Origin of the sequence: Pseudomonas putida (genome assembly GCF_001941965.1) — a bacterium.
Taxonomy (GTDB): domain Bacteria; phylum Pseudomonadota; class Gammaproteobacteria; order Pseudomonadales; family Pseudomonadaceae; genus Aquipseudomonas; species Aquipseudomonas putida_L.
Map to the genome: position 1 here is coordinate 1 of NZ_MKZO01000015.1, position 18,249 is coordinate 18,249.

At 64.0% G+C, this 18,249-nt stretch carries 15 protein-coding genes; 8 read left to right on the plus strand and 7 right to left on the minus strand.

Annotation, left to right across the window (positions count from 1 at the left end):
- Positions 1-385: 385 nt before the first annotated feature.
- The 4 genes from PSEMO_RS10530 to PSEMO_RS10545 all read left to right on the plus strand — a co-directional run bounded on the left by PSEMO_RS10530 (position 386) and on the right by PSEMO_RS10545 (position 3,287).
- Positions 386-631: a CrfX protein gene (locus PSEMO_RS10530; protein ID WP_075803014.1), complete on the plus strand. Its 246-nt coding sequence runs from the start codon at positions 386-388 to the stop codon at positions 629-631.
- Positions 632-633: 2 nt separating this feature from the next.
- Positions 634-1,458, plus strand: coding sequence for a mechanosensitive ion channel family protein (locus PSEMO_RS10535; protein ID WP_075803015.1), 825 nt, complete (start codon positions 634-636; stop codon positions 1,456-1,458).
- A 113-nt stretch (positions 1,459-1,571) separates the two neighbouring features.
- The gene (gene sigX, locus PSEMO_RS10540; protein WP_042124229.1) at positions 1,572-2,138 is read left to right on the plus strand and encodes an RNA polymerase sigma factor SigX; all 567 of its coding nucleotides are present in this window, start codon (positions 1,572-1,574) and stop codon (positions 2,136-2,138) included.
- A 111-nt stretch (positions 2,139-2,249) separates the two neighbouring features.
- A complete protein-coding gene (locus tag PSEMO_RS10545; RefSeq protein ID WP_075803016.1) occupies positions 2,250-3,287 on the plus strand; it encodes an OmpA family protein in 1,038 nt (345 codons plus the stop codon).
- 115 nt (positions 3,288-3,402) lie between these two features.
- On the opposite strand, the gene cobA is transcribed toward PSEMO_RS10545, so the two are convergent.
- The 5 genes from cobA to PSEMO_RS10570 all read right to left on the minus strand — a co-directional run bounded on the left by cobA (position 3,403) and on the right by PSEMO_RS10570 (position 9,202).
- Positions 3,403-4,167 (minus strand): uroporphyrinogen-III C-methyltransferase, encoded by a 765-nt coding sequence (cobA, locus tag PSEMO_RS10550; protein WP_075803017.1) that lies wholly within the window; start codon positions 4,165-4,167, stop codon positions 3,403-3,405.
- A 29-nt stretch (positions 4,168-4,196) separates the two neighbouring features.
- Positions 4,197-5,867 (minus strand): bifunctional protein-serine/threonine kinase/phosphatase, encoded by a 1,671-nt coding sequence (locus PSEMO_RS10555; RefSeq protein WP_075803018.1) that lies wholly within the window; start codon positions 5,865-5,867, stop codon positions 4,197-4,199.
- A gap of 9 nt (positions 5,868-5,876) precedes the next feature.
- Positions 5,877-7,088: a nitrate/nitrite transporter gene (locus tag PSEMO_RS10560; RefSeq protein WP_075803019.1), complete on the minus strand. Its 1,212-nt coding sequence runs from the start codon at positions 7,086-7,088 to the stop codon at positions 5,877-5,879.
- A 333-nt stretch (positions 7,089-7,421) separates the two neighbouring features.
- A complete protein-coding gene (locus PSEMO_RS10565) occupies positions 7,422-7,997 on the minus strand; it encodes an ANTAR domain-containing response regulator (protein WP_075803020.1) in 576 nt (191 codons plus the stop codon).
- Positions 7,998-8,011: 14 nt separating this feature from the next.
- Entirely contained in the window at positions 8,012-9,202 is a 1,191-nt protein-coding gene (locus tag PSEMO_RS10570; RefSeq protein WP_075803021.1) for a CmpA/NrtA family ABC transporter substrate-binding protein, read from the minus strand.
- Positions 9,203-9,360: 158 nt separating this feature from the next.
- On the opposite strand from PSEMO_RS10570, the gene PSEMO_RS10575 reads away from it, so the two are divergent.
- A complete protein-coding gene (locus tag PSEMO_RS10575; RefSeq protein WP_075803022.1) occupies positions 9,361-10,386 on the plus strand; it encodes a quinone-dependent dihydroorotate dehydrogenase in 1,026 nt (341 codons plus the stop codon).
- A gap of 101 nt (positions 10,387-10,487) precedes the next feature.
- Here the strand turns inward: PSEMO_RS10575 and rmf are convergent, their stop codons facing one another.
- Complete coding sequence (gene rmf / locus PSEMO_RS10580; protein WP_009404525.1) at positions 10,488-10,703, minus strand: ribosome modulation factor; 216 nt, start codon at positions 10,701-10,703, stop codon at positions 10,488-10,490.
- A gap of 530 nt (positions 10,704-11,233) precedes the next feature.
- On the opposite strand from rmf, the gene rlmKL reads away from it, so the two are divergent.
- Positions 11,234-13,426 (plus strand): bifunctional 23S rRNA (guanine(2069)-N(7))-methyltransferase RlmK/23S rRNA (guanine(2445)-N(2))-methyltransferase RlmL, encoded by a 2,193-nt coding sequence (gene rlmKL / locus PSEMO_RS10585; RefSeq protein ID WP_075803023.1) that lies wholly within the window; start codon positions 11,234-11,236, stop codon positions 13,424-13,426.
- A 99-nt stretch (positions 13,427-13,525) separates the two neighbouring features.
- A complete protein-coding gene (locus PSEMO_RS10590; protein ID WP_075803024.1) occupies positions 13,526-15,904 on the plus strand; it encodes a sensor domain-containing diguanylate cyclase in 2,379 nt (792 codons plus the stop codon).
- Positions 15,905-16,221: 317 nt separating this feature from the next.
- Here PSEMO_RS10590 and dacB read toward each other — a convergent pair whose 3' ends face one another.
- Positions 16,222-17,676: a D-alanyl-D-alanine carboxypeptidase/D-alanyl-D-alanine endopeptidase gene (dacB, locus tag PSEMO_RS10595; RefSeq protein WP_075803025.1), complete on the minus strand. Its 1,455-nt coding sequence runs from the start codon at positions 17,674-17,676 to the stop codon at positions 16,222-16,224.
- 216 nt (positions 17,677-17,892) lie between these two features.
- Here dacB and PSEMO_RS10600 point away from each other — a divergent pair, with 216 nt between their 5' ends.
- Positions 17,893-18,234 carry a YggL family protein gene (locus PSEMO_RS10600; protein WP_075803026.1) on the plus strand — a complete coding sequence of 114 codons (342 nt, stop codon included), beginning with the start codon at positions 17,893-17,895 and terminating at the stop codon, positions 18,232-18,234.
- Positions 18,235-18,249 lie beyond the last annotated feature (15 nt).

The following is an 18,249-nucleotide window of genomic DNA, read 5'->3' on the forward strand; positions in this document are numbered from 1 at the left end:
TTCACCCGCGATTGCGATAGTGGCCGCGCCACCGCAATCGCTGGCAAGCCAGCTCCCACAGTGACCGTGTCGGTCATAAAACTTGTGGCTGGCCGCGAACCCTGTGGGAGCGGGTTCACCCGCGATTGCGATAGTGGCCACGCCACCGCAATCGCTGGCAAGCCAGCTCCCACAGTGACCGTGTCGGTCATAAAACTTGTGGCTGGCCGAGAAACCTGTGGGAGCTGGCTTGCCAGCGATAGCGGTAGTGAATTCACCACCGCAATCGCGGGTGAACCCGCTCCCACAGGGGCCGCAGTGACCGCCAAACCTGCTCCAGACCGAATTGTTCATGTGACCCACATCAAGGCGACCTCGTCTTTGACTGACATCACGCGAGGTGCCCATGCACGATCCGTTTGAACAATCCCTGCGAGACATGCTCAAGGCGTCGCCCTCCGGCCAGGAGCGCGATGATGACGCCTGCCTCGGACGTGTCCTGAAAACCGCCAACCGCCAGGTCGGCGCCGGCGATATGTTCAGCCTGCTTGGCCGCTGGGGCCAGGCACTGATGATCGCCATCAATAATGGCTCGGCGCACGTGGCGCCGGTTCGCCGCACCGCTTCCAAAAAAGCTGATAAGGCCGATTGAATATGGAACTTGATCTCTGGACCCAGAGCCTGGTCACCGCAATGACCGCGTTGTGGACCAAAGTCGCGAACTTCATCCCCAACCTGTTTGGCGCCCTGGTCGTCGTGCTGCTCGGCTTCGTGGTCGCCAAGCTGCTCGATACCCTGCTCTCCAAACTCCTGGCCAAACTCGGCCTGGACCGCCTGATGAGCGGCACCGGCCTGACCAAGATGCTCAGCCGCGTCGGCATCCAGGTGCCGATCTCGACCCTGATCGGCAAGGTCGTCTATTGGTTCGTGCTGCTGGTGTTCCTGGTCTCCGCCGCCCAGTCCCTGGGCCTTGAACGCGTCTCGGCCACCCTCGACATGCTCGCCCTGTACCTGCCGAAAGTCTTCGGCGCGGCACTGGTCCTGCTGGCCGGCGTGCTGCTGGCCCAGGTCGCCAACGGCCTGACCCGCGGCGCCGCCGAGGGCATCGGCCTGGAATACGCCGCCGGCGTCGGGCGCATCGTCCAAGGCCTGGTGATCATCATCAGTATCTCGGTGGCCATCAGCCAGCTCGAGGTCAAGACCGACCTGCTCAACCATGTGATCGTCATCGGCCTGATTACCGTTGGTCTGGCCGTGGCCCTGGCCATGGGCCTGGGCAGCCGGGAAATTGCCGGGCAGATCATCGCCGGCATTTATGTGCGCGAGCTCTACCAGGTCGGGCAGGAAGTGCGGATTGGCGACGTCGAAGGCATGATCGAAGAGATCGGCACGGTGAAGACGGTGGTCCTGACCGACGACGGCGACCTGGTCTCGCTGTCCAACCGGACACTGCTGGAGCAGCGGGTCAGTAGCCGCTAACCGGGCAAATCTCTGCTAATGTATGCCGCCGCAAAACTGCCCCCTCCGGGCGGGCGGCGACGAATACCTGACTGTCGGCCTGATTTGTTTTGAATAGAACCTCCCCGCTGCCCATGCGTTACGACCCCCGCGAACTCACCGATGAGGAGTTGGTGGCGCGTTCGCATGAGGAGCTTTTTCATGTCACCCGCGCCTATGAGGAACTCATGCGGCGCTATCAGCGAACCCTTTTTAACGTTTGTGCACGTTATCTTGGGAACGATCGCGATGCCGACGATGTCTGTCAGGAGGTGATGCTGAAGGTCCTCTATGGGCTGAAGAACTTCGAGGGTAAATCCAAGTTCAAGACCTGGCTCTACAGCATCACTTATAACGAGTGCATTACCCAGTACCGCAAGGAGCGACGCAAGCGCCGGTTGATGGATGCCCTGAGCCTGGACCCCGTCGAGGAGGCCTCTGAAGAGAAGTCGCCGAAGCCGGAAGAGAAGGGCGGACTGGACAGGTGGCTGGTTCATGTGAACCCCATCGACCGTGAAATCCTGGTGCTGCGATTTGTCGCAGAGCTGGAGTTCCAGGAGATCGCCGACATCATGCATATGGGCTTGAGCGCGACGAAAATGCGCTACAAGCGCGCACTGGACAAGCTGCGCGAGAAATTTTCAGGGCAGATTGAAACTTAGTCTGTCGGAAAATTCTCTAACGGTTCGGTGAGTTCTGCTAAACTTGCCGACGAGTTGTCCCCCGGATATTGGTGGGGACTGCTTAACAATCATCAAATGGGGATTTAACGGATGAAATTGAAAAACACCTTGGGCTTGGCCATTGGTTCTCTGGTTGCCGCCACCTCCTTCGGCGCACTGGCTCAAGGCCAAGGCGCGGTTGAAGTTGAAGGCTTCTACAAGAAAGAATACTTCGACAGCCAGCGCGACTTCAAAAACGACGGCAACCTGTTCGGTGGCTCGATCGGTTACTTCCTGACCGACGACGTCGAACTGCGTCTGGGCTACGACGAAGTTCACAACGCTCGTGGCGAAGATGGCAAGAACATCAAGGGCTCGAACACCGCCCTGGACGCTCTGTACCACTTCAACAACCCAGGCGACATGCTGCGTCCGTACGTTTCCGCTGGTTTCTCCGACCAGAGCATCGGCCAGACCGGCCGCGGTGGTCGTAACGGTTCCACCTTCGCCAACCTGGGCGCTGGTGCCAAGCTGTACTTCACCGACAACTTCTACGCCCGTGCCGGCGTTGAAGCCCAGTACAACATCGACCAGGGTGACACCGAGTGGGCACCAAGCGTTGGTGTCGGCCTGAACTTCGGTGGTGGCTCCAAAGCCGCTCCAGCTCCGGCTCCTGCTCCAGTTGCTGAAGTCTGCTCCGACAGCGACAACGATGGCGTCTGCGACAACGTCGACAAGTGCCCAGACACCCCAGCCAACGTTACCGTTGACGCTGATGGCTGCCCGGCTGTTGCCGAAGTCGTTCGCGTTGAGCTGGACGTCAAGTTCGACTTCGACAAGTCGGTCGTCAAGCCAAACAGCTACGGCGACATCAAGAACCTGGCTGACTTCATGAAGCAGTACCCATCCACCACCACCACTGTTGAAGGTCACACTGACTCCGTCGGTCCTGACGCTTACAACCAGAAACTGTCCGAGCGTCGTGCAAACGCCGTCAAGCAGGTTCTGACCCAGCAGTACGGTGTTGAGTCGAACCGCGTTCAGTCCGTTGGCTACGGCGAAACCCGCCCAGTTGCCGACAACGCCACTGACGCTGGCCGCGCCGTTAACCGTCGCGTAGAAGCTCAAGTAGAAGCTCAAGCCAAGTAATTGGTCTGAAGCACTACTGAAAAACCCGGCCTCGGCCGGGTTTTTCTTTTTCCGAGCTTCAAGCCGCAAGCCTCAAGCTGCAAGAAAAGGCATTCGCGGCGCTTGCTGCTTTTTCTTATGACTTGCAGCTTATGGCTTGCAGCCCCTGCTCATTCAGCCCCAGAACGTTCGACGCTACACCTGCCACCTCGCCGATCACCAGGATCGCCGGGCTTTTCAGTTCGAAGCCCGCAGCATCCACATCCATCCGCCCCAGCTGGCTGCGGCACTCCCGTTGCCCGGGCAGGGACGCGTTCTCGATCATTGCCACCGGCATATCCACATCCATTCCCCCCGCCAGCAGCCCTTGTTGGATCGCCTTGAGACGGGCCACGCCCATGTACACCACCAGGGTCATGCCGCTTTGCGCCAGGCCCTGCCAGTTCAGCTCGCTGTCGTCCTGGGTGTGAGCGGTGACCAGGGTCACGCCACGACTCACGCCGCGCAGGGTCAGGGGAATGCCGCAGCGTGTGGCCCCCGCCAGACCCGCAGTGATCCCGTTCACCAGTTCCACCTCGACGCCGCGTTCTGCCAGCCAGTCGGCTTCCTCGCCACCCCGGCCGAAAATGCACGGATCGCCACCTTTCAGGCGCACCACGCAACGCCCTTGCCGGGCATGGCGCAGCATCAGGCGCTGGATAAACGCCTGGGGCGTGGAACGGCAGCCGCCGCGCTTGCCGACCCGGATCACCCGCGCCTGCGGGCAGTGTTCGAGGACTGCCGGGTTGACCAGATCGTCCATCATCACCACTTCGGCTTCCCTCAGGGCGCGTACTGCCTTCAAGGTCAGCAGCTCCGGATCGCCAGGGCCAGCGCCGACCAGCCAGACTTTTGCATTCATGGTGTCATCCTCATCAGGTTTGGGCGCCGTCAGCCTTTTAGCAGGCAGATCAGCAGAATCAGGTTGAGCAGCAGGGAGAACAGCGCCAGGCCGCGCCAGACCTTCAGCGGCTCGCGTTCCAGCAAGGGTTTCGGGCGCAGGGCCAGGGGCTGGTGTTCGCCCTGGTCGAGCAGCAGCAGCCATTGCTCGGCGGTTTCGAAGCGCTGGCGCGGGTCGCTGGCGATGGCCTGGGCCAGATTGCGCTCCAGCCATTCCGGGACATCCGGGCGCAGGCGCGCGGCGCTGGTCGGTGTACCAAAACGTGGATGCTGGAACGCCTCGATCTCGCCGTAGGGGTAATGCCCGGTCAGCAACCAGAACAGGCTGACGCCCAGGGCGTACAGATCCTGCTGCAAGGCCGGAGCTTGCCCGTCGAAGGCTTCCGGTGCGATGAACGACGGCGTGCCGGGCAGTTCGTGGGCAATGTCCTCGGAAAGGCCGGGACAGAAGGCTAGACCGAAGTCCAGCAGGCGAACCTGACCGTCGTCATCCAGGTGCAGGTTTTCCGGCTTGATATCGCGGTGGAGGATATTGCGCCGGTGCAGCATGCCCACCGCACGCAAGGACTGGCGGGCGATATCCAGCCACTGTGGCAGGGGCAGCGGGCCGTGCTGCTGGAAGTGCTGGGCCAGGGTCACGCCCGGGTATTCGCGCATCAGGTAATACAGGTGCTGGCGCTGATTGCCCGGATGCACCTCGGGGAAGCAGCGCCCGGCGACCCGACGCAGGAACCATTCCTCCATCAGCAGGCTTTGCTGGGCGCCGCTGTCCTGCTCGCGGCTGGCGGGCAGGGTTTTCAGCAGCCAGGGTTGTTGCTGGCGATCGAGTACGCGGTAGAGCAGGGATTGCCGGCTCTTGCTCACCACCGCATCGACGGTCCAGCCCTCGAAGGCCTGGCCCGGGCGCAGGTGTGGCGGTAATGGCCATTGCTGCAGCTGCGCCAGGGTATCGCCGAGGCTGGCGGCGCCGGGCTCGTCGACCCGGACCAGCACGGCACTGGCGTTGTCCTGGCTGCCGGCGAGGTGAGCCATGCGCACCAGGGTGTCGGCGGCTTCCTGCAGGTCCGGAGTATCACGCAGCACCCCGGCGATCTGATGTTCGTTGAGCACGCACCAGACGCCATCGCTGAGCAGGACGAAGTGTTCGCCCTGCTGCAACTCGCCCTCCAGATAGTCCACCAGCAGATGTTCATCCAGGCCGAGGGCGCGCTTGAGCACGTGCTGCATGCCGGGCTGGTCCCAGACATGGTCCTGGCTGATGCGGCGCAACTGCCCGGTGTGCCAGCGATAGACCCGGCAATCGCCGACATGGGCCAGGGTAAAGCGCTGGCCACGCAGGACCAGGGCACTCAGGGTGGTCAGCAGTGGCTGCCCGCCACCATTGGCGCGAAGCCAGCGGTTCTGCGCCGACAGCAGCCGATCCAGGGCCTGGGCCACGCCCCAGGTCGGCGGCGTGGCGTAGTAGTCCATCGCCAGCGCCTGCAGGCTGGCCCGCGCGGCCAGTCCGCCATCGGCGCACTGGCTGACGCCGTCGGCGAGGGCGAACAGATAGCCTTTGCTCGCCGCCAGTTCCGGTGCGGGGGTAACCAGGCGCGTGGCGTCCTGGTTTTCTTCCCGTGGACCGCTGGCGCTGGCCTGGGCGGTGCTCAGTCGCAGACTCATGAAAAACCCTTAGACCCGCGCCGCAGTCACGGCAGCGGAGCCCCAGGTGGTGCGCCAGCGGCGCTTGACGCCATGGAGGCCGAACCAGGCCAGCACGCCGAGGCTGGCGAACAGCCACAGGCCCAGCTGGTAATCACCGCTGTGCTGCTTGATCGCCCCGAGGCCAGCCGCCAGCAGGAAACCACCGATACCGCCGGCCATGCCGATCAGCCCGGTCATCACTCCGATTTCCTGGCGGAAGCGCTGCGGCACCAGTTGGAACACCGCGCCATTGCCTGCACCGAGACCGAGCATGGCGGCCACGAACAGGCCCAATGCTGCCACCGAGCTCGGCAGGTTGAAGCCCACCGCGGCAATGCAGATCGCCGCCACGCTGTACATGCCCAGCAGGGTGCGGATACCGCCGAAACGGTCGGCCAGGGCGCCGCCCAGCGGGCGCATCAGGCTGCCGGCGAAGACGCAGGCGGCGGTGTAGTAGCCGGCCTTGACCGGGTCGAGGCCGTACTGGTCGTTGAAGTAGCCGGGCAGGGCGCTGGCCAGGCCGATAAAGCCGCCGAAGGTGACGCTGTAGAAGAACATGAACCACCAGCTGTCACGGTCGCCCAGGGCCTTGAGGTAATCGGCCACGGCCTTGGGTTTCGGGCGTTGTGGTGCGTTGCGGGCGAGCAGGGCGAACAGCACGAGGGTCAGCGCCAGCGGCAGCACGGCGAAGCCGAACACGTTGTTCCAGCCGTAGGCCGCGGCCAGGATCGGCGCCAGCAGGGCAGCGAACACCGTACCGGAGTTGCCGGCACCAGCGATGCCCATGGCCTTGCCCTGGTGTTGTGGTGGGTACCACTGCGAGGCCAGCGGCAGGGACACGGCGAAGGACGCGCCGGCTACCCCGAGGAACACGCCGAGCAGCAGGGCCTGCTCGTAGCTGTTGACCCCCAGCTTCCAGGCGCTGAACAGCGCGACGATGACGATCACCTGGCCGATCAGGCCGGCGGTCTTGGGCGAGAGGCGGTCGACCAAAATGCCCATGACGAAGCGCAGGATGGCCCCGGCGAGGATTGGCGTTGCGACCATCAGGCCGCGTTGTTGCGGGGTGAGTTGCAGGTCGGTGGCAATCTGCACCGCCAGCGGGCCGAGCAGGTACCAGACCATGAAGCTCAGGTCGAAATACAGGAAAGCGGCAAACAGGGTCGGGACATGCCCGGATTTCCAGAAGCTCGTATTCATGGGGACACCTCACGGGGCTGAAACAAAAAAACGCCGCTTCCCGGCTCGCATGGGGGCGAGGGGGAGAGCGACGTCTTTGTCGGTATTTGGTTTTTGGGCAGCCGCCGTTGGCTACCGGGCTTTCGTTGTAATTCTTAGCAAGAGGTGGGCCAGTTCCCTGTGTATTGCCTGAACCGGCCTCATCGCTGGCAAGCCAGCTCCCACAGGGTCCGCACTGGTTTTGAGTATTGTGTGGTGCCTGCCAGTGGTGAATCTGCTGGCTACCTCAGTCGCTTCAGGCGCCGCGATCCCTGTGGGAGCTGGCTTGCCAGCGATGAGGCCCGAGAGAGCACCTCATCCCAACAAGTCATGCATGGCAATGATCTGCTCCGCCACCTGCACCAGCTTCTGCTGCTTGCTCATGGCCTGCCGGCGCATCAGGGTGTAGGCCTGTTCCTCATCGCAGTCCTTCATCTTCATCAACAGGCCTTTAGCCAACTCGATCCGCTTGCGCTCCGCCAACTGCTGGTCCCGCGCCTGCAACTGGGCCTTGAGCGCCTGGTCACTCTCGAAGCGGGCCATGGCCACATCCAGGATCGGCTGCAAGCGCCGCGCATGAATCCCCTCGACGATATAGGCACTGACCCCGGCCTGGATCGCCTGGCGCATCACCCCCGGGTCATGCTCATCGGTAAACATCACGATCGGCCGCGGCAGGTCGCGGCTGACCAGTACCACCTGGTCCATCACATCACGGCCGGGTGACTCGGTATCGATCAACACCACATCCGGGCGCACCGTTTCGACGCGCGCCGGCAAGTCGATGGTCAGGCCAGACTCCTCGATCACCTCGAAACCAGCCTCCACCAGCGCCGCACGCAGGCGACCGACTTTCTTCTCGGTGTCGTCGATCAACAGGATTCGCAACATCAGGGCAACTCCCGTTAAAGGTCGGACAGGGCGTGGAGGCGGAAGCCATGGGCATAGCCGCGAGGATCGCTGCCGTCCCAGATGCTGCCGTCGATCAACTGGCTGCTGCGCATCGAGGCAACCGGGCAGTCGATACCCAGGCTGGTCGCCGCATCGCGATACAGGCTGAGTTGCTGGACCTCACGGGCCACGGCCAGGTAATCCGGGTCTTCCCGCAGCAGCCCCCAGCGGCGGAACTGGGTCATGAACCACATGCCATCCGACAGGTACGGCACATTGGCCCGGCCATGGTTGAACAGGCTCAGGCCATGGGCGTCGTGCCAGTGGTTGCCGAGGCCGTCGCTGTAATCACCGAGCATGCGCGGCTCGATATCCGCCAGCGGTGCGTCGAGGTAGTTCTCGGCACTCAGCAGGCGCGCGGTGGCGCTGCGGTTTTCCGGGCTTTCCTCGATAAAGCGGCTGGCCGCCAGCACCGACGCCACCAGGGCCCGGGCGCTGTTCGGATGCTGCTGCGCAAAGCTCGCAGTGGTGGTCAGGACCTTTTCCGGGTGACCCGGCCAGATCGACTGGCTGGTGGCCAGGGTAAAGCCCATGTGCTGGTTCACCGCATTGGCCGACCAGGGTTCGCCCACACAGAAGCCATCGATCCGCCCGGCACGCAGGTGGGCGAGCATCTGCGACGGCGGTACCACCACGCTGTTGACGTCCTCAAGGGGATGGATGCCTTGGCTGGCGAGCCAGTAATACAGCCACATGGCGTGGGTGCCTGTGGGAAAAGTCTGGGCGAAGGTGAGTTTTGTCCGACTTTGGTGCACGTGACGTTCCAGTGCTTCAGGACTGGTCACGCCAATGACCTGCAGATCCGGCGACAGGTTGATGCTCTGGCCGTTGTGGTTCAGCCCCATCAGCACCGCCATGGGCGTCGCCGCCACGCCGCCGATGCCCAGGTGCACGGCGTAGGTCAGGCCGTACAGGCTGTGGGCGGCATCCAGTTCGCCGCTGAGCAAACCATCGCGCAGCCCGGCCCAGGAGGTCTGGCGCTTGAGGTTGAGGGTCAGGCCGTGGGGCTGGGCAAAGCCCTGGGTGGCGGCGACGACCAGGGGCGCGCAGTCGCTCAGGGCCATGAAGCCGATGTTCAAGCTGGTCTTTTCCGGGGCGTCGCTGCCATGCAGCCAGGCCAGGGGAGAGGGAGAAATCGTGGTCATCGCAATGCAATCGCCTGGCAGGTAAAGCGCTCGGCCGACGCACAAGCGAGCGCCGGCCCCATGCAAGGCTTAAAGCAACCCATATGCCAAGGGCCTGTCCTGCAAACCCCGGCGTGGCTATAATCGCCACCTCTCCAAATCCTGAGCCAAGCCCGCCCATGTATAACCTGGCCCGCCAGCTGTTGTTCAAACTGTCCCCGGAAACGTCCCACGACCTGTCGCTCGACCTGATCGGTGCCGGCGGCCGCCTGGGCCTCAATGGGCTGTTGACCAAGGCCCCGGCGCGTTCGCCGGTGACCGTCATGGGCCTGCAGTTCCCCAACCCGGTGGGCCTCGCCGCCGGCCTGGACAAGAACGGCGCGGCCATCGACGGCTTCGCCCAGCTGGGCTTCGGCTTCGTCGAGATCGGCACCGTGACCCCGCGTCCGCAGCCAGGCAACCCGAAGCCGCGGATCTTCCGCCTGCCGGAAGCCGAGGCGATCATCAACCGCATGGGCTTCAACAACCTCGGCGTCGACAACCTGATCAACCGCGTGCGCGCCTCCAGCTACAAGGGCGTGCTCGGCATCAATATCGGCAAGAATTTCGACACCCCTGTCGAGCGCGCCGTCGACGATTACCTGATCTGCCTGGACAAGGTCTACACCCACGCCAGCTACATCACCGTCAACGTCAGCTCGCCCAACACCCCGGGCCTGCGCAGCCTGCAGTTCGGCGACTCGCTGAAGCAACTGCTCGACGCCCTGGCCGTGCGCCGTGAAGAACTGGCCCTGGCCCACAACAAGCGCGTACCGCTGGCGATCAAGATCGCCCCGGACATGACCGACGAGGAGACCGCGCTGGTCGCGGCGGCCCTGCTGGAATCGGGAATGGACGCGGTGATCGCCACCAACACCACCCTGAGCCGCGAAGGTGTCGAAGGCCTGGCGCATGCTGACGAAGCGGGTGGCCTGTCCGGTGCGCCGGTGCGCGAGAAGAGCACCAACACCGTGAAGGTGCTGGCGGGTGAGATGGCGGGTCGTATGCCGATCATCGCTGCGGGTGGCATCACCGAAGGCCGTCATGCGGCCGAGAAGATCGCTGCCGGTGCGAGCCTGGTGCAGATCTACTCGGGCTTCATCTACAAGGGCCCGGCGTTGATCCGTGAGTCGGTGGACGCTATCGCTGCGATGCCCGGCCGCTGAATCGCGGCCATTAAAAAGGGCCCCGAAAGGGGCCCCTGGGCCGCAGCCCGCCGCCCGGATAGGGCGCGCATGTGAATCGGTTAAACGGTTACGCTCCTCGATCAGCCAACGGCGTGAACTTCGTTGAGTCGGTGGATACCTGCGGTGCCGGTCATACCATCCCAGTTGTCGCCTCGTCCTTCACGCCAGCCATTGATCCATGCCTGGCGTACGGACGGCAGGGTGAAGGGGCAAAGCTCGCGGGATTTGCCGGTAACTCCGTATTGATAGCCACGTGAAAATGCTCTTTCCAACGGATCACGCTTAAGTCTTCTCATAGGGTACTGCCCTCATTTGTTGACTGTAATGTCCCGTCGACCTCGTCTGAGGTCGGGCAGATTCTTTCTGCCGGTTTTGCGCTCGCTGCCGGCGTGGCGAGCAGAAGTGTCGTACCGTTGCGGTCACGACCTGAGTTGAGTTCTAACCAATGGGGCGGGGCGTGTGAACGAACGAATTGTCATAAGCACGTAACTTTTCCGTGGGTGAGGGGATAAGTAAAAAATTGCTTCACGAGGAGATCACGGGTAAAGCCAACTATCATCAGGAGTTACCCGGCCTTTGCAGCAAAACGCCATCGCGGAGAAGATTTTCCGGCGCTGGCCGATAAAACGACGAAGGGTCGCATTCGCATCCTTCAGCAACAGAATTTTTCGTTCTGCCCGACGATCAAAGCCTTTTTGCTTTCCGCGAAAAGGCATCGCGGGTGGCCCGGCACCTCAAGGTGCCACTCGAGTGCTTGCCGAAGGCACTCGATCAAACTTCGAAGGGCGATGCGTTCGTTCCTTCACTACAAGGCTGGATGTGACCCATGTCGGACCGTTTCGAACTCTACCTCACCTGTCCCAAAGGCCTGGAAGGCCTGCTCGCCGATGAGGCGCGCAGCCTCGGCCTGGAAGATGTGCGCGAGCACACCTCGGCCCTGCGCGGCTCGGCCGATATGGAAACCGCCTACCGCCTGTGCCTCTGGTCGCGCCTGGCCAACCGCGTGCTGCTGGTGCTCAAGCGCTTCAACATGAAGAACGCCGACGACCTGTACGACGGCGTCCACGACGTCGACTGGCAGGAACACCTGGACGCCGCCGGCACCCTGGCCGTGGAGTTCAGCGGCCATGGCTCGGGCATCGACAACACCCACTTCGGCGCCTTGAAGGTCAAGGACGCCATCGTCGACAAGCTGCGCAACGCCCAGGGCGAGCGCCCGTCGATCGACAAGCTCAACCCCGACCTGCGCGTGCACCTGCGCCTGGAGCGCGGTGAAGCCATCCTTTCCCTCGACCTGTCCGGCCACAGCCTGCACCAGCGCGGCTACCGCCTGCAGCAGGGCGCCGCGCCGCTCAAGGAAAACCTCGCCGCCGCGGTGCTGATCCGCGCCGGCTGGCCGCGTATCGCCGCCGAAGGCGGGGCCCTGGCCGACCCGATGTGCGGCGTCGGTACCTTCCTCGTCGAGGCGGCGATGATCGCCGCCGATATCGCGCCGAACCTCAAGCGCGAGCGCTGGGGCTTCACCGCCTGGCTGGGTCACGTGCCGGCGCTGTGGCGCAAGGTCCACGACGAAGCCCGTGCCCGCGCCGAAGCCGGCCTGGCTCGTCCGCCGCTGTGGATCCGCGGTTATGAAGCCGACCCGCGGCTGATCCAGCCGGGCCGCAACAACGTCGAGCGCGCCGGCCTGAGCGAGTGGGTGAAGATCTACCAGGGCGAAGTCGGCACCTTCGAGCCGCGCCCGGACCAGAACCAGAAAGGCCTGGTGATCAGCAACCCGCCCTATGGCGAGCGTCTTGGCGACGAAGCCAGCCTGCTCTATCTCTACCAGAACCTCGGCGAGCGCCTGCGCCAGGCCTGCCTCGGCTGGGAAGCGGCGGTGTTCACCGGCGCCCCGGACCTGGGCAAGCGCATGGGTATCCGTAGCCACAAGCAATATGCCTTCTGGAACGGTGCGCTGCCGTGCAAGCTGCTGCTGATCAAGGTGCAACCGGACCAGTTCGTCACCGGCGAGCGTCGCTCCGCCGAGCGCAACCAGGACGACGAGCGTCCGCTCCAGGCCGTGGCCGCCGAGCCGGCACGCCTGAGCGAAGGCGGGCAGATGTTCGCCAACCGCCTGCAGAAGAACCTCAAGCAACTGGGCAAGTGGGCCAAGCGCGAGCACGTCACCTGCTACCGCCTGTATGACGCCGATATGCCGGAATACGCCCTGGCCATCGACCTGTACCAGTGCTGGGTGCATGTGCAGGAATACGCCGCGCCACGTTCGGTCGATCCGGAGAAGGCCCAGGCCCGCCTGTTCGACGCCCTCGCCGCCATTCCCCAGGCCCTGGGCGTCGACCAGAGCAAGGTGGTGGTCAAGCGTCGCGAGCGCCAGAGCGGCACTCGCCAGTACGAGCGCCAGGGCGCCCAGGGGCAGTTCCTCGAAGTCAGCGAAGGCGGGGTCAAGTTGCTGGTCAACCTGACCGACTACCTCGACACCGGTCTGTTCCTCGATCACCGCCCGATGCGCATGCGCATCCAGCGCGAGGCCGCCGGCAAGCGCTTCCTCAACCTGTTCTGCTACACCGCCACGGCCAGCGTGCACGCGGCCAAGGGCGGTGCGCGCAGCACTACCAGCGTCGACCTGTCGAAGACCTACCTGGACTGGGCGCGGCGCAACCTGTCGCTCAATGGCTACTCGGACAAGAACCGCCTGGAGCAGGGTGATGTGATGGCCTGGCTGGAGAGCAACCGCGAGCAGTACGATCTGATCTTCATCGACCCGCCGACCTTCTCCAACTCCAAGCGCATGGAGGGGGTGTTCGACGTGCAGCGCGACCACGTGCAACTGCTCGACCTGGCCCTGGCCCGTCTGGCGCCGGGCGGCGTGCTGTACTTCTCCAACAACTTCCGCAAGTTCCAGCTCGACGAGAACCTGCAGGAGCGCTACGCGGTGGAAGAAATCAGCGCCACTACGCTGGACCCGGACTTCGCCCGCAACAGCAAGATCCACCGCGCCTGGCGCATCCAGGCCCGGTGATCTGAATGACGACTCCGGGGCTCTCGAAGATGTGGCGACTTGCTATTATTGAAGAGAGCCCTGAGAGCCGTTACCGGCTGGCGTCCTGAGTGCTTGCCCATGTCGAAGCCGAAGATGCTCGGTTTTATCAGCGAAGAAGTGTCCGCCTGGCTGGTGGCCTTCGTCGCCCTGGTGGTCGGCGGCCTGCTGACCGCCTTGCTGGCGCTCGCCGCCCACAAGCTGTATCAACAGCAACTGGCGCAGCGCTTCGAGCTGCTGGCCAACGAGCGCTATAGCCGCATCGAGGAACGCCTGCAGGACCAGGTGCAACGCCTGGACGGCCTGCGGCGTTTCTTCGTCTTCGCCCAGGAAATCACTCGCGACGAATTCGACGGTTATGTCCGGCCTTTGCTGCACCGTTCCCAGGCCTATTCCTGGTCGCCACGTGTCAGCGCAGGGGAGCGGGCGGACTTTGAACGCCAGGGCCGCAAGCTGTTTGGGCCCACCTTCGGCATTCGCGAGGTGGGTGATGGCGGTGCCCTGCAGCCGTCACCGCAGCGGCCCCTGTACTACCCGGTGCTGTTCAGCCAGACCCTCAGCCAGTTGCCGCCGCCGCTGGGTTTCGACCTGCTGTCCCAGCCGCTGCGCCGCGATACCGTGCAGCGGGCCACGACACCGGGTTCGATGGCGGTCTCGGCGCCTCTCGACCTGATCGGCGTGGCGCCGGCCTACAGCCGCGGCATGCTGATGGTAGCGCCGGTATTCGCGGCCGATGCCACCGGCGGTGAGCCCAAGGGCTATGTAATGGCGGTGCTGAGCATGCGCCAACTGATGGCCGACGGCCTGCCCAGTGCGGCCGAGGACAACCTGGTGGTGCGCATCGTCGACCTGTCGTCCCTGGCGGGGCCGGAGTCGCTGTTCGAGTCGGGCAACGAGGCCGCCGATTCGCCGCTGCGGGTGCGCAAGGTCCTGCACCTGGCGGATCGCAGCTATCAACTGGATATGTCTCCCAGCCAGGAGTTTCTCCACGACAACCGTTCCCCGGCCATGGCCGTCGGTTTTGTCGGCGGCCTGTTGAGCCTGCTGCTCAGTGCCTTGCTGTTCAGTCTGTTCAGTCAGCGCCAGCGCGCCCTGACCCTGGTCGAACAGCGCACCGCCGAGCTGCGGGTCAGCGAGCAAAGCCTGCGTGATACCCATAACCAGCTGCGCAGCGTGCTGAATGCGGCAACCGAGGTGGCGATCATCGCCACCGATCTGCACGGAGTGATCAGCACCTTCAATGCCGGCGCCGAGCGCATGCTTGGCTACAGCAGCGAAGAAGCGCTGGGCAAGCTGACCCTGGAGCACCTGCTGCTGCCAGAAGAAGTCCGTGAGCGCGCGCGTTCCATGAGCCTGCGCTTCGGTCGCGAGATCAGTGCCAACCAGGCGCTGCTGGTGGACAGCGTGCCCACCGCCGACGAAGAGCCCGGCGAGTGGACCCTGCGCCGTAAGGACGGCAGCTTGCTGCCGGCGAACATGCTGGTGACCGCGGTGCTCGATGAGTACGGGCTGTGGGTCGGGCATCTGGCGATCTGTATCGATATCACCGAGCGCAAGCGTGTGCACGAAGCGCTGGAGGCCCGTGACCGCCTGCTGGAAAAGCTCACCGCCCAGGTACCGGGCGGTATCTACCAGTTCCGCCTCAACCCCGATGGTACGTCCTGTTTCAGCTATTCCAGCGAAGGGTTGCGGGATATCTATGAAGTGGAGCCGGCGTTGCTGCGCCAGGATGCGACTACGGTGTTCGAGCGCATCCACCCGGATGACCTGGCGCGGGTGCGGTTCTCGATCCGCGAGTCTGCCGACCAGTTGACGCCGTGGCGTGAGGAATACCGGGTCAACCTGCCCAAGGCCGGCTTGCGCTGGGTGCGCGGTGAGGCGACGCCCGAGCCGCTGCCGGATGGCGGCACCTTGTGGCATGGCTATCTGACGGACATTTCCGACCTCAAGCGGGTCGAGGAAGAACTGCGGGCGCTGTCGGTGACCGACTCGCTGACCGGTATCCATAACCGTCGTTACTTCCAGGAGCGACTCAAGGCCGAGCTGGAGCGGGCCCAGCGTGGCGGGCAGGATCTGGCGGTGATCATGCTCGATATCGACCACTTCAAGCAGATCAACGACCGTTTCGGGCATGCGGTGGGCGACCTGGTGTTGCAGAGCTTGTGTCAGCGTATCAGCCATCGGCTGCGGCGTACCGATGTGTTCTGTCGGTTGGGCGGGGAGGAGTTCATGGTGCTCTGCCCGGGAAGCACCGCCAGCCAGGCGCACTCGCTGGCGCTGGAGTTGTGGCAGGGCGTGCGCAGCGTGCCGGTGGATGGCGTGGGGCGGGTGACGGCGAGCTTTGGTGTGGCCGGGTGGCGGCCGGGGGAAGGGGCGGATGCCTTGTTGTTAAGGGCGGACTCGGGTGTCTATGCCGCCAAGCAGGGCGGGCGCGACCGGGTCGAGGCCGAGCAGCTCTGATCTTTGTCGCTCATGCGGGCCTCATCGCTGGCAAGCCAGTTCCCACAGGTTCGGCAGCGACGCGGACACTGTGGGAGCTGGCTTGCCAGCGATGAGGCCATCAGCAGCAACACAAACCTCAGGGCTGGTTACAGGCACAGCACCACTCGCGAGGGCAGTGCCAAACCTGTGGGAGCCGGCGTTGCCGGCGATGAGGCCATCAGCAGCAACACAAACCTCAGGGCTGGTTACAGGCACAGCACCACTCGTGAGGGCAGTGCCAAACCTGTGGGAGCCGGCGTTGCCGGCGATGAGGCCATCAGCAACAGCACAAGACCTCAGGGCTGACTGGCCACCGCGCCTTTAGGCTGCTTGTACAGATCCAGCAACACCTGGTCCAGCACCGCCGAAGCGCCCCAAGGCCGCGGGTCGTTGAGGATCGCCGTCACCGCCCAGGTGGTGCCGTTACTGTCACGGCTGAACCCGGCAATCGCCCGCACGGTGTTCAGGGTCCCGGTCTTGATATGCGCTTCGCCGGCCATCGCCGTGCGTTTCAGACGCTTGCGCATGGTGCCGTCCATGCCCGTCAGCGGCAGCGAGCTGATGAACTCCGCAGCATAAGGACTCTTCCACGCCGACTGCAGCATGGTCGCCATCTCCCGCGCACTGACCCGCTCGGCACGGGACAGCCCGGAGCCGTTCTCCATCACTAGGTGCGAGGCGATGATGCCTTTCTTGGCCATCCACTGCCGTACCACCCGCTGCGCCGCCTTGGCATCATCGCCGTCGGCATCGGTACGGAAACGCTGGCCCAGGCTGAGGAACAGCTGCTGGGCCATGGTGTTGTTACTGTATTTGTTGATGTCGCGGATGATCTCCACCAGATCCGGCGAGAAGGCGCGGGCCAGCAGGCGGGCGTTCTTCGGCACGTCCTCGACCCGGCTGCGGCCCTGGATGGTGCCGCCCAGTTCGCTCCAGATCGCCCGCACCGCGCCAGCGGCGTAGGTCGGGTGGTCGAGCAGCGACAGGTAGGTCTGCGAGTTGCAGCCATCACCCAGTTGGCCAGTGACCGTGACGCTGACGCCATCGGCCTGGACCACCGGGTTGTAGCGCACATCCCCCGTGCATTGCTTGCTGGCCACGGCCTTGACCTGGTTGTCGATGCGGATGCTGGCGATCGGCGGTTCCACCGAGACCAGCACGCGGCCGCCATCGTTGCGGGCGACGAAGCGCAGGGCCTTGAGGTTGACCAGCAGCGAGTCCGGCTTGACCAGGAACGGCTTGTTCTCGTCGCCGCCATCGTCGTTGAACTGCGGCAGTTGCGGCTGGATGAAGTGACTGCGGTCGAGCACCAGGTCGCCGGTGATGGTCTGCACGCCGTTGGCGCGCAGGTCGCGCATCAGCAACCAGAGCTTTTCCATGTTCAGCTTGGGATCGCCGCCACCCTTCAGGTACAGGTTGCCGTTGAGCACCCCGTTGCTCAGCGGGCCGTCGGCGTAGAACTCGGTTTTCCACTGGTAGGTCGGGCCGAGCATTTCCAGGGCGGCGTAGGTGGTGACCAGCTTCATGGTCGAGGCCGGGTTGACCGAGACATCGGCGTTGAAAATGGTCGGGGTGCCCGGGCCGTTGAGCGGGATCATCACCAGGGACAGGGCGGAGTCGTCGAGCTTGTTGGCCTTGAGCGCCTGTTGCACCTTGGGCGGCAGGCTGGAATTGGCGGGTGCGGCATGGGCCGGCAGGGCGAGGGGCAGGAGCAGGCCGGCGAACAGCAAGGAGCGGAGGGATGGGGTCATAAGCACGTGAACCCTGCATGCAGAAGGATGAAATGAAACGGGGCTGTACAGGATGATGGCCCCGGTTGAAAAAATGATAGCGCGCATTATGCCCCAAGCCTGTGCCGGCGTGCGTCGGGTTTGCGCGCAATGGTCGCGGTTTTGTCGGGTTTTCCCGGGCAGAAGGGTGGCGAAACTGGTAAAGTGCGCGGCGTTATTACTCAAGAGGATTGTTTCATGGCTACCAACCGTTCCCGCCGTCTGCGCAAAAAGCTCTGTGTAGACGAATTCCAGGAACTGGGTTTCGAGCTGAACCTGGGCTTCAAGGAAGACCTGAGCGATGAAGCCATCGACGCCTTCCTCGATGCATTCCTGGCTGAAGCCATGGATGCCAACGGCCTGGACTATGTAGGTGGCGACGACTTCGGTCTGGTCTGCCTGGCCAAGCGTGGCTCGGTCAACGAAGAGCAGCGCGCCGCCGTCGAAGCCTGGCTGAAAGGCCGCAGCGAGCTGACCAACATCGAGCTCAGCCCGCTGGTCGACGCCTGGTACCCGGAAAAGCCGATCAATCAGGCTTGATGGACGTTTCGCGGC

Coding starts and splice junctions, on each gene's coding strand:
- PSEMO_RS10530 (WP_075803014.1), top strand. CDS start 386: ATGCACGATCCGTTTGAACAATCCCTGCGAGACATGCTCAAGGCGTCG.
- PSEMO_RS10535 (WP_075803015.1), top strand. CDS start 634: ATGGAACTTGATCTCTGGACCCAGAGCCTGGTCACCGCAATGACCGCG.
- sigX (WP_042124229.1), top strand. CDS start 1,572: ATGCGTTACGACCCCCGCGAACTCACCGATGAGGAGTTGGTGGCGCGT.
- PSEMO_RS10545 (WP_075803016.1), top strand. CDS start 2,250: ATGAAATTGAAAAACACCTTGGGCTTGGCCATTGGTTCTCTGGTTGCC.
- cobA (WP_075803017.1), bottom strand. CDS start 4,167: ATGAATGCAAAAGTCTGGCTGGTCGGCGCTGGCCCTGGCGATCCGGAG.
- PSEMO_RS10555 (WP_075803018.1), bottom strand. CDS start 5,867: ATGAGTCTGCGACTGAGCACCGCCCAGGCCAGCGCCAGCGGTCCACGG.
- PSEMO_RS10560 (WP_075803019.1), bottom strand. CDS start 7,088: ATGAATACGAGCTTCTGGAAATCCGGGCATGTCCCGACCCTGTTTGCC.
- PSEMO_RS10565 (WP_075803020.1), bottom strand. CDS start 7,997: ATGTTGCGAATCCTGTTGATCGACGACACCGAGAAGAAAGTCGGTCGC.
- PSEMO_RS10570 (WP_075803021.1), bottom strand. CDS start 9,202: ATGACCACGATTTCTCCCTCTCCCCTGGCCTGGCTGCATGGCAGCGAC.
- PSEMO_RS10575 (WP_075803022.1), top strand. CDS start 9,361: ATGTATAACCTGGCCCGCCAGCTGTTGTTCAAACTGTCCCCGGAAACG.
- rmf (WP_009404525.1), bottom strand. CDS start 10,703: ATGAGAAGACTTAAGCGTGATCCGTTGGAAAGAGCATTTTCACGTGGC.
- rlmKL (WP_075803023.1), top strand. CDS start 11,234: ATGTCGGACCGTTTCGAACTCTACCTCACCTGTCCCAAAGGCCTGGAA.
- PSEMO_RS10590 (WP_075803024.1), top strand. CDS start 13,526: ATGTCGAAGCCGAAGATGCTCGGTTTTATCAGCGAAGAAGTGTCCGCC.
- dacB (WP_075803025.1), bottom strand. CDS start 17,676: ATGACCCCATCCCTCCGCTCCTTGCTGTTCGCCGGCCTGCTCCTGCCC.
- PSEMO_RS10600 (WP_075803026.1), top strand. CDS start 17,893: ATGGCTACCAACCGTTCCCGCCGTCTGCGCAAAAAGCTCTGTGTAGAC.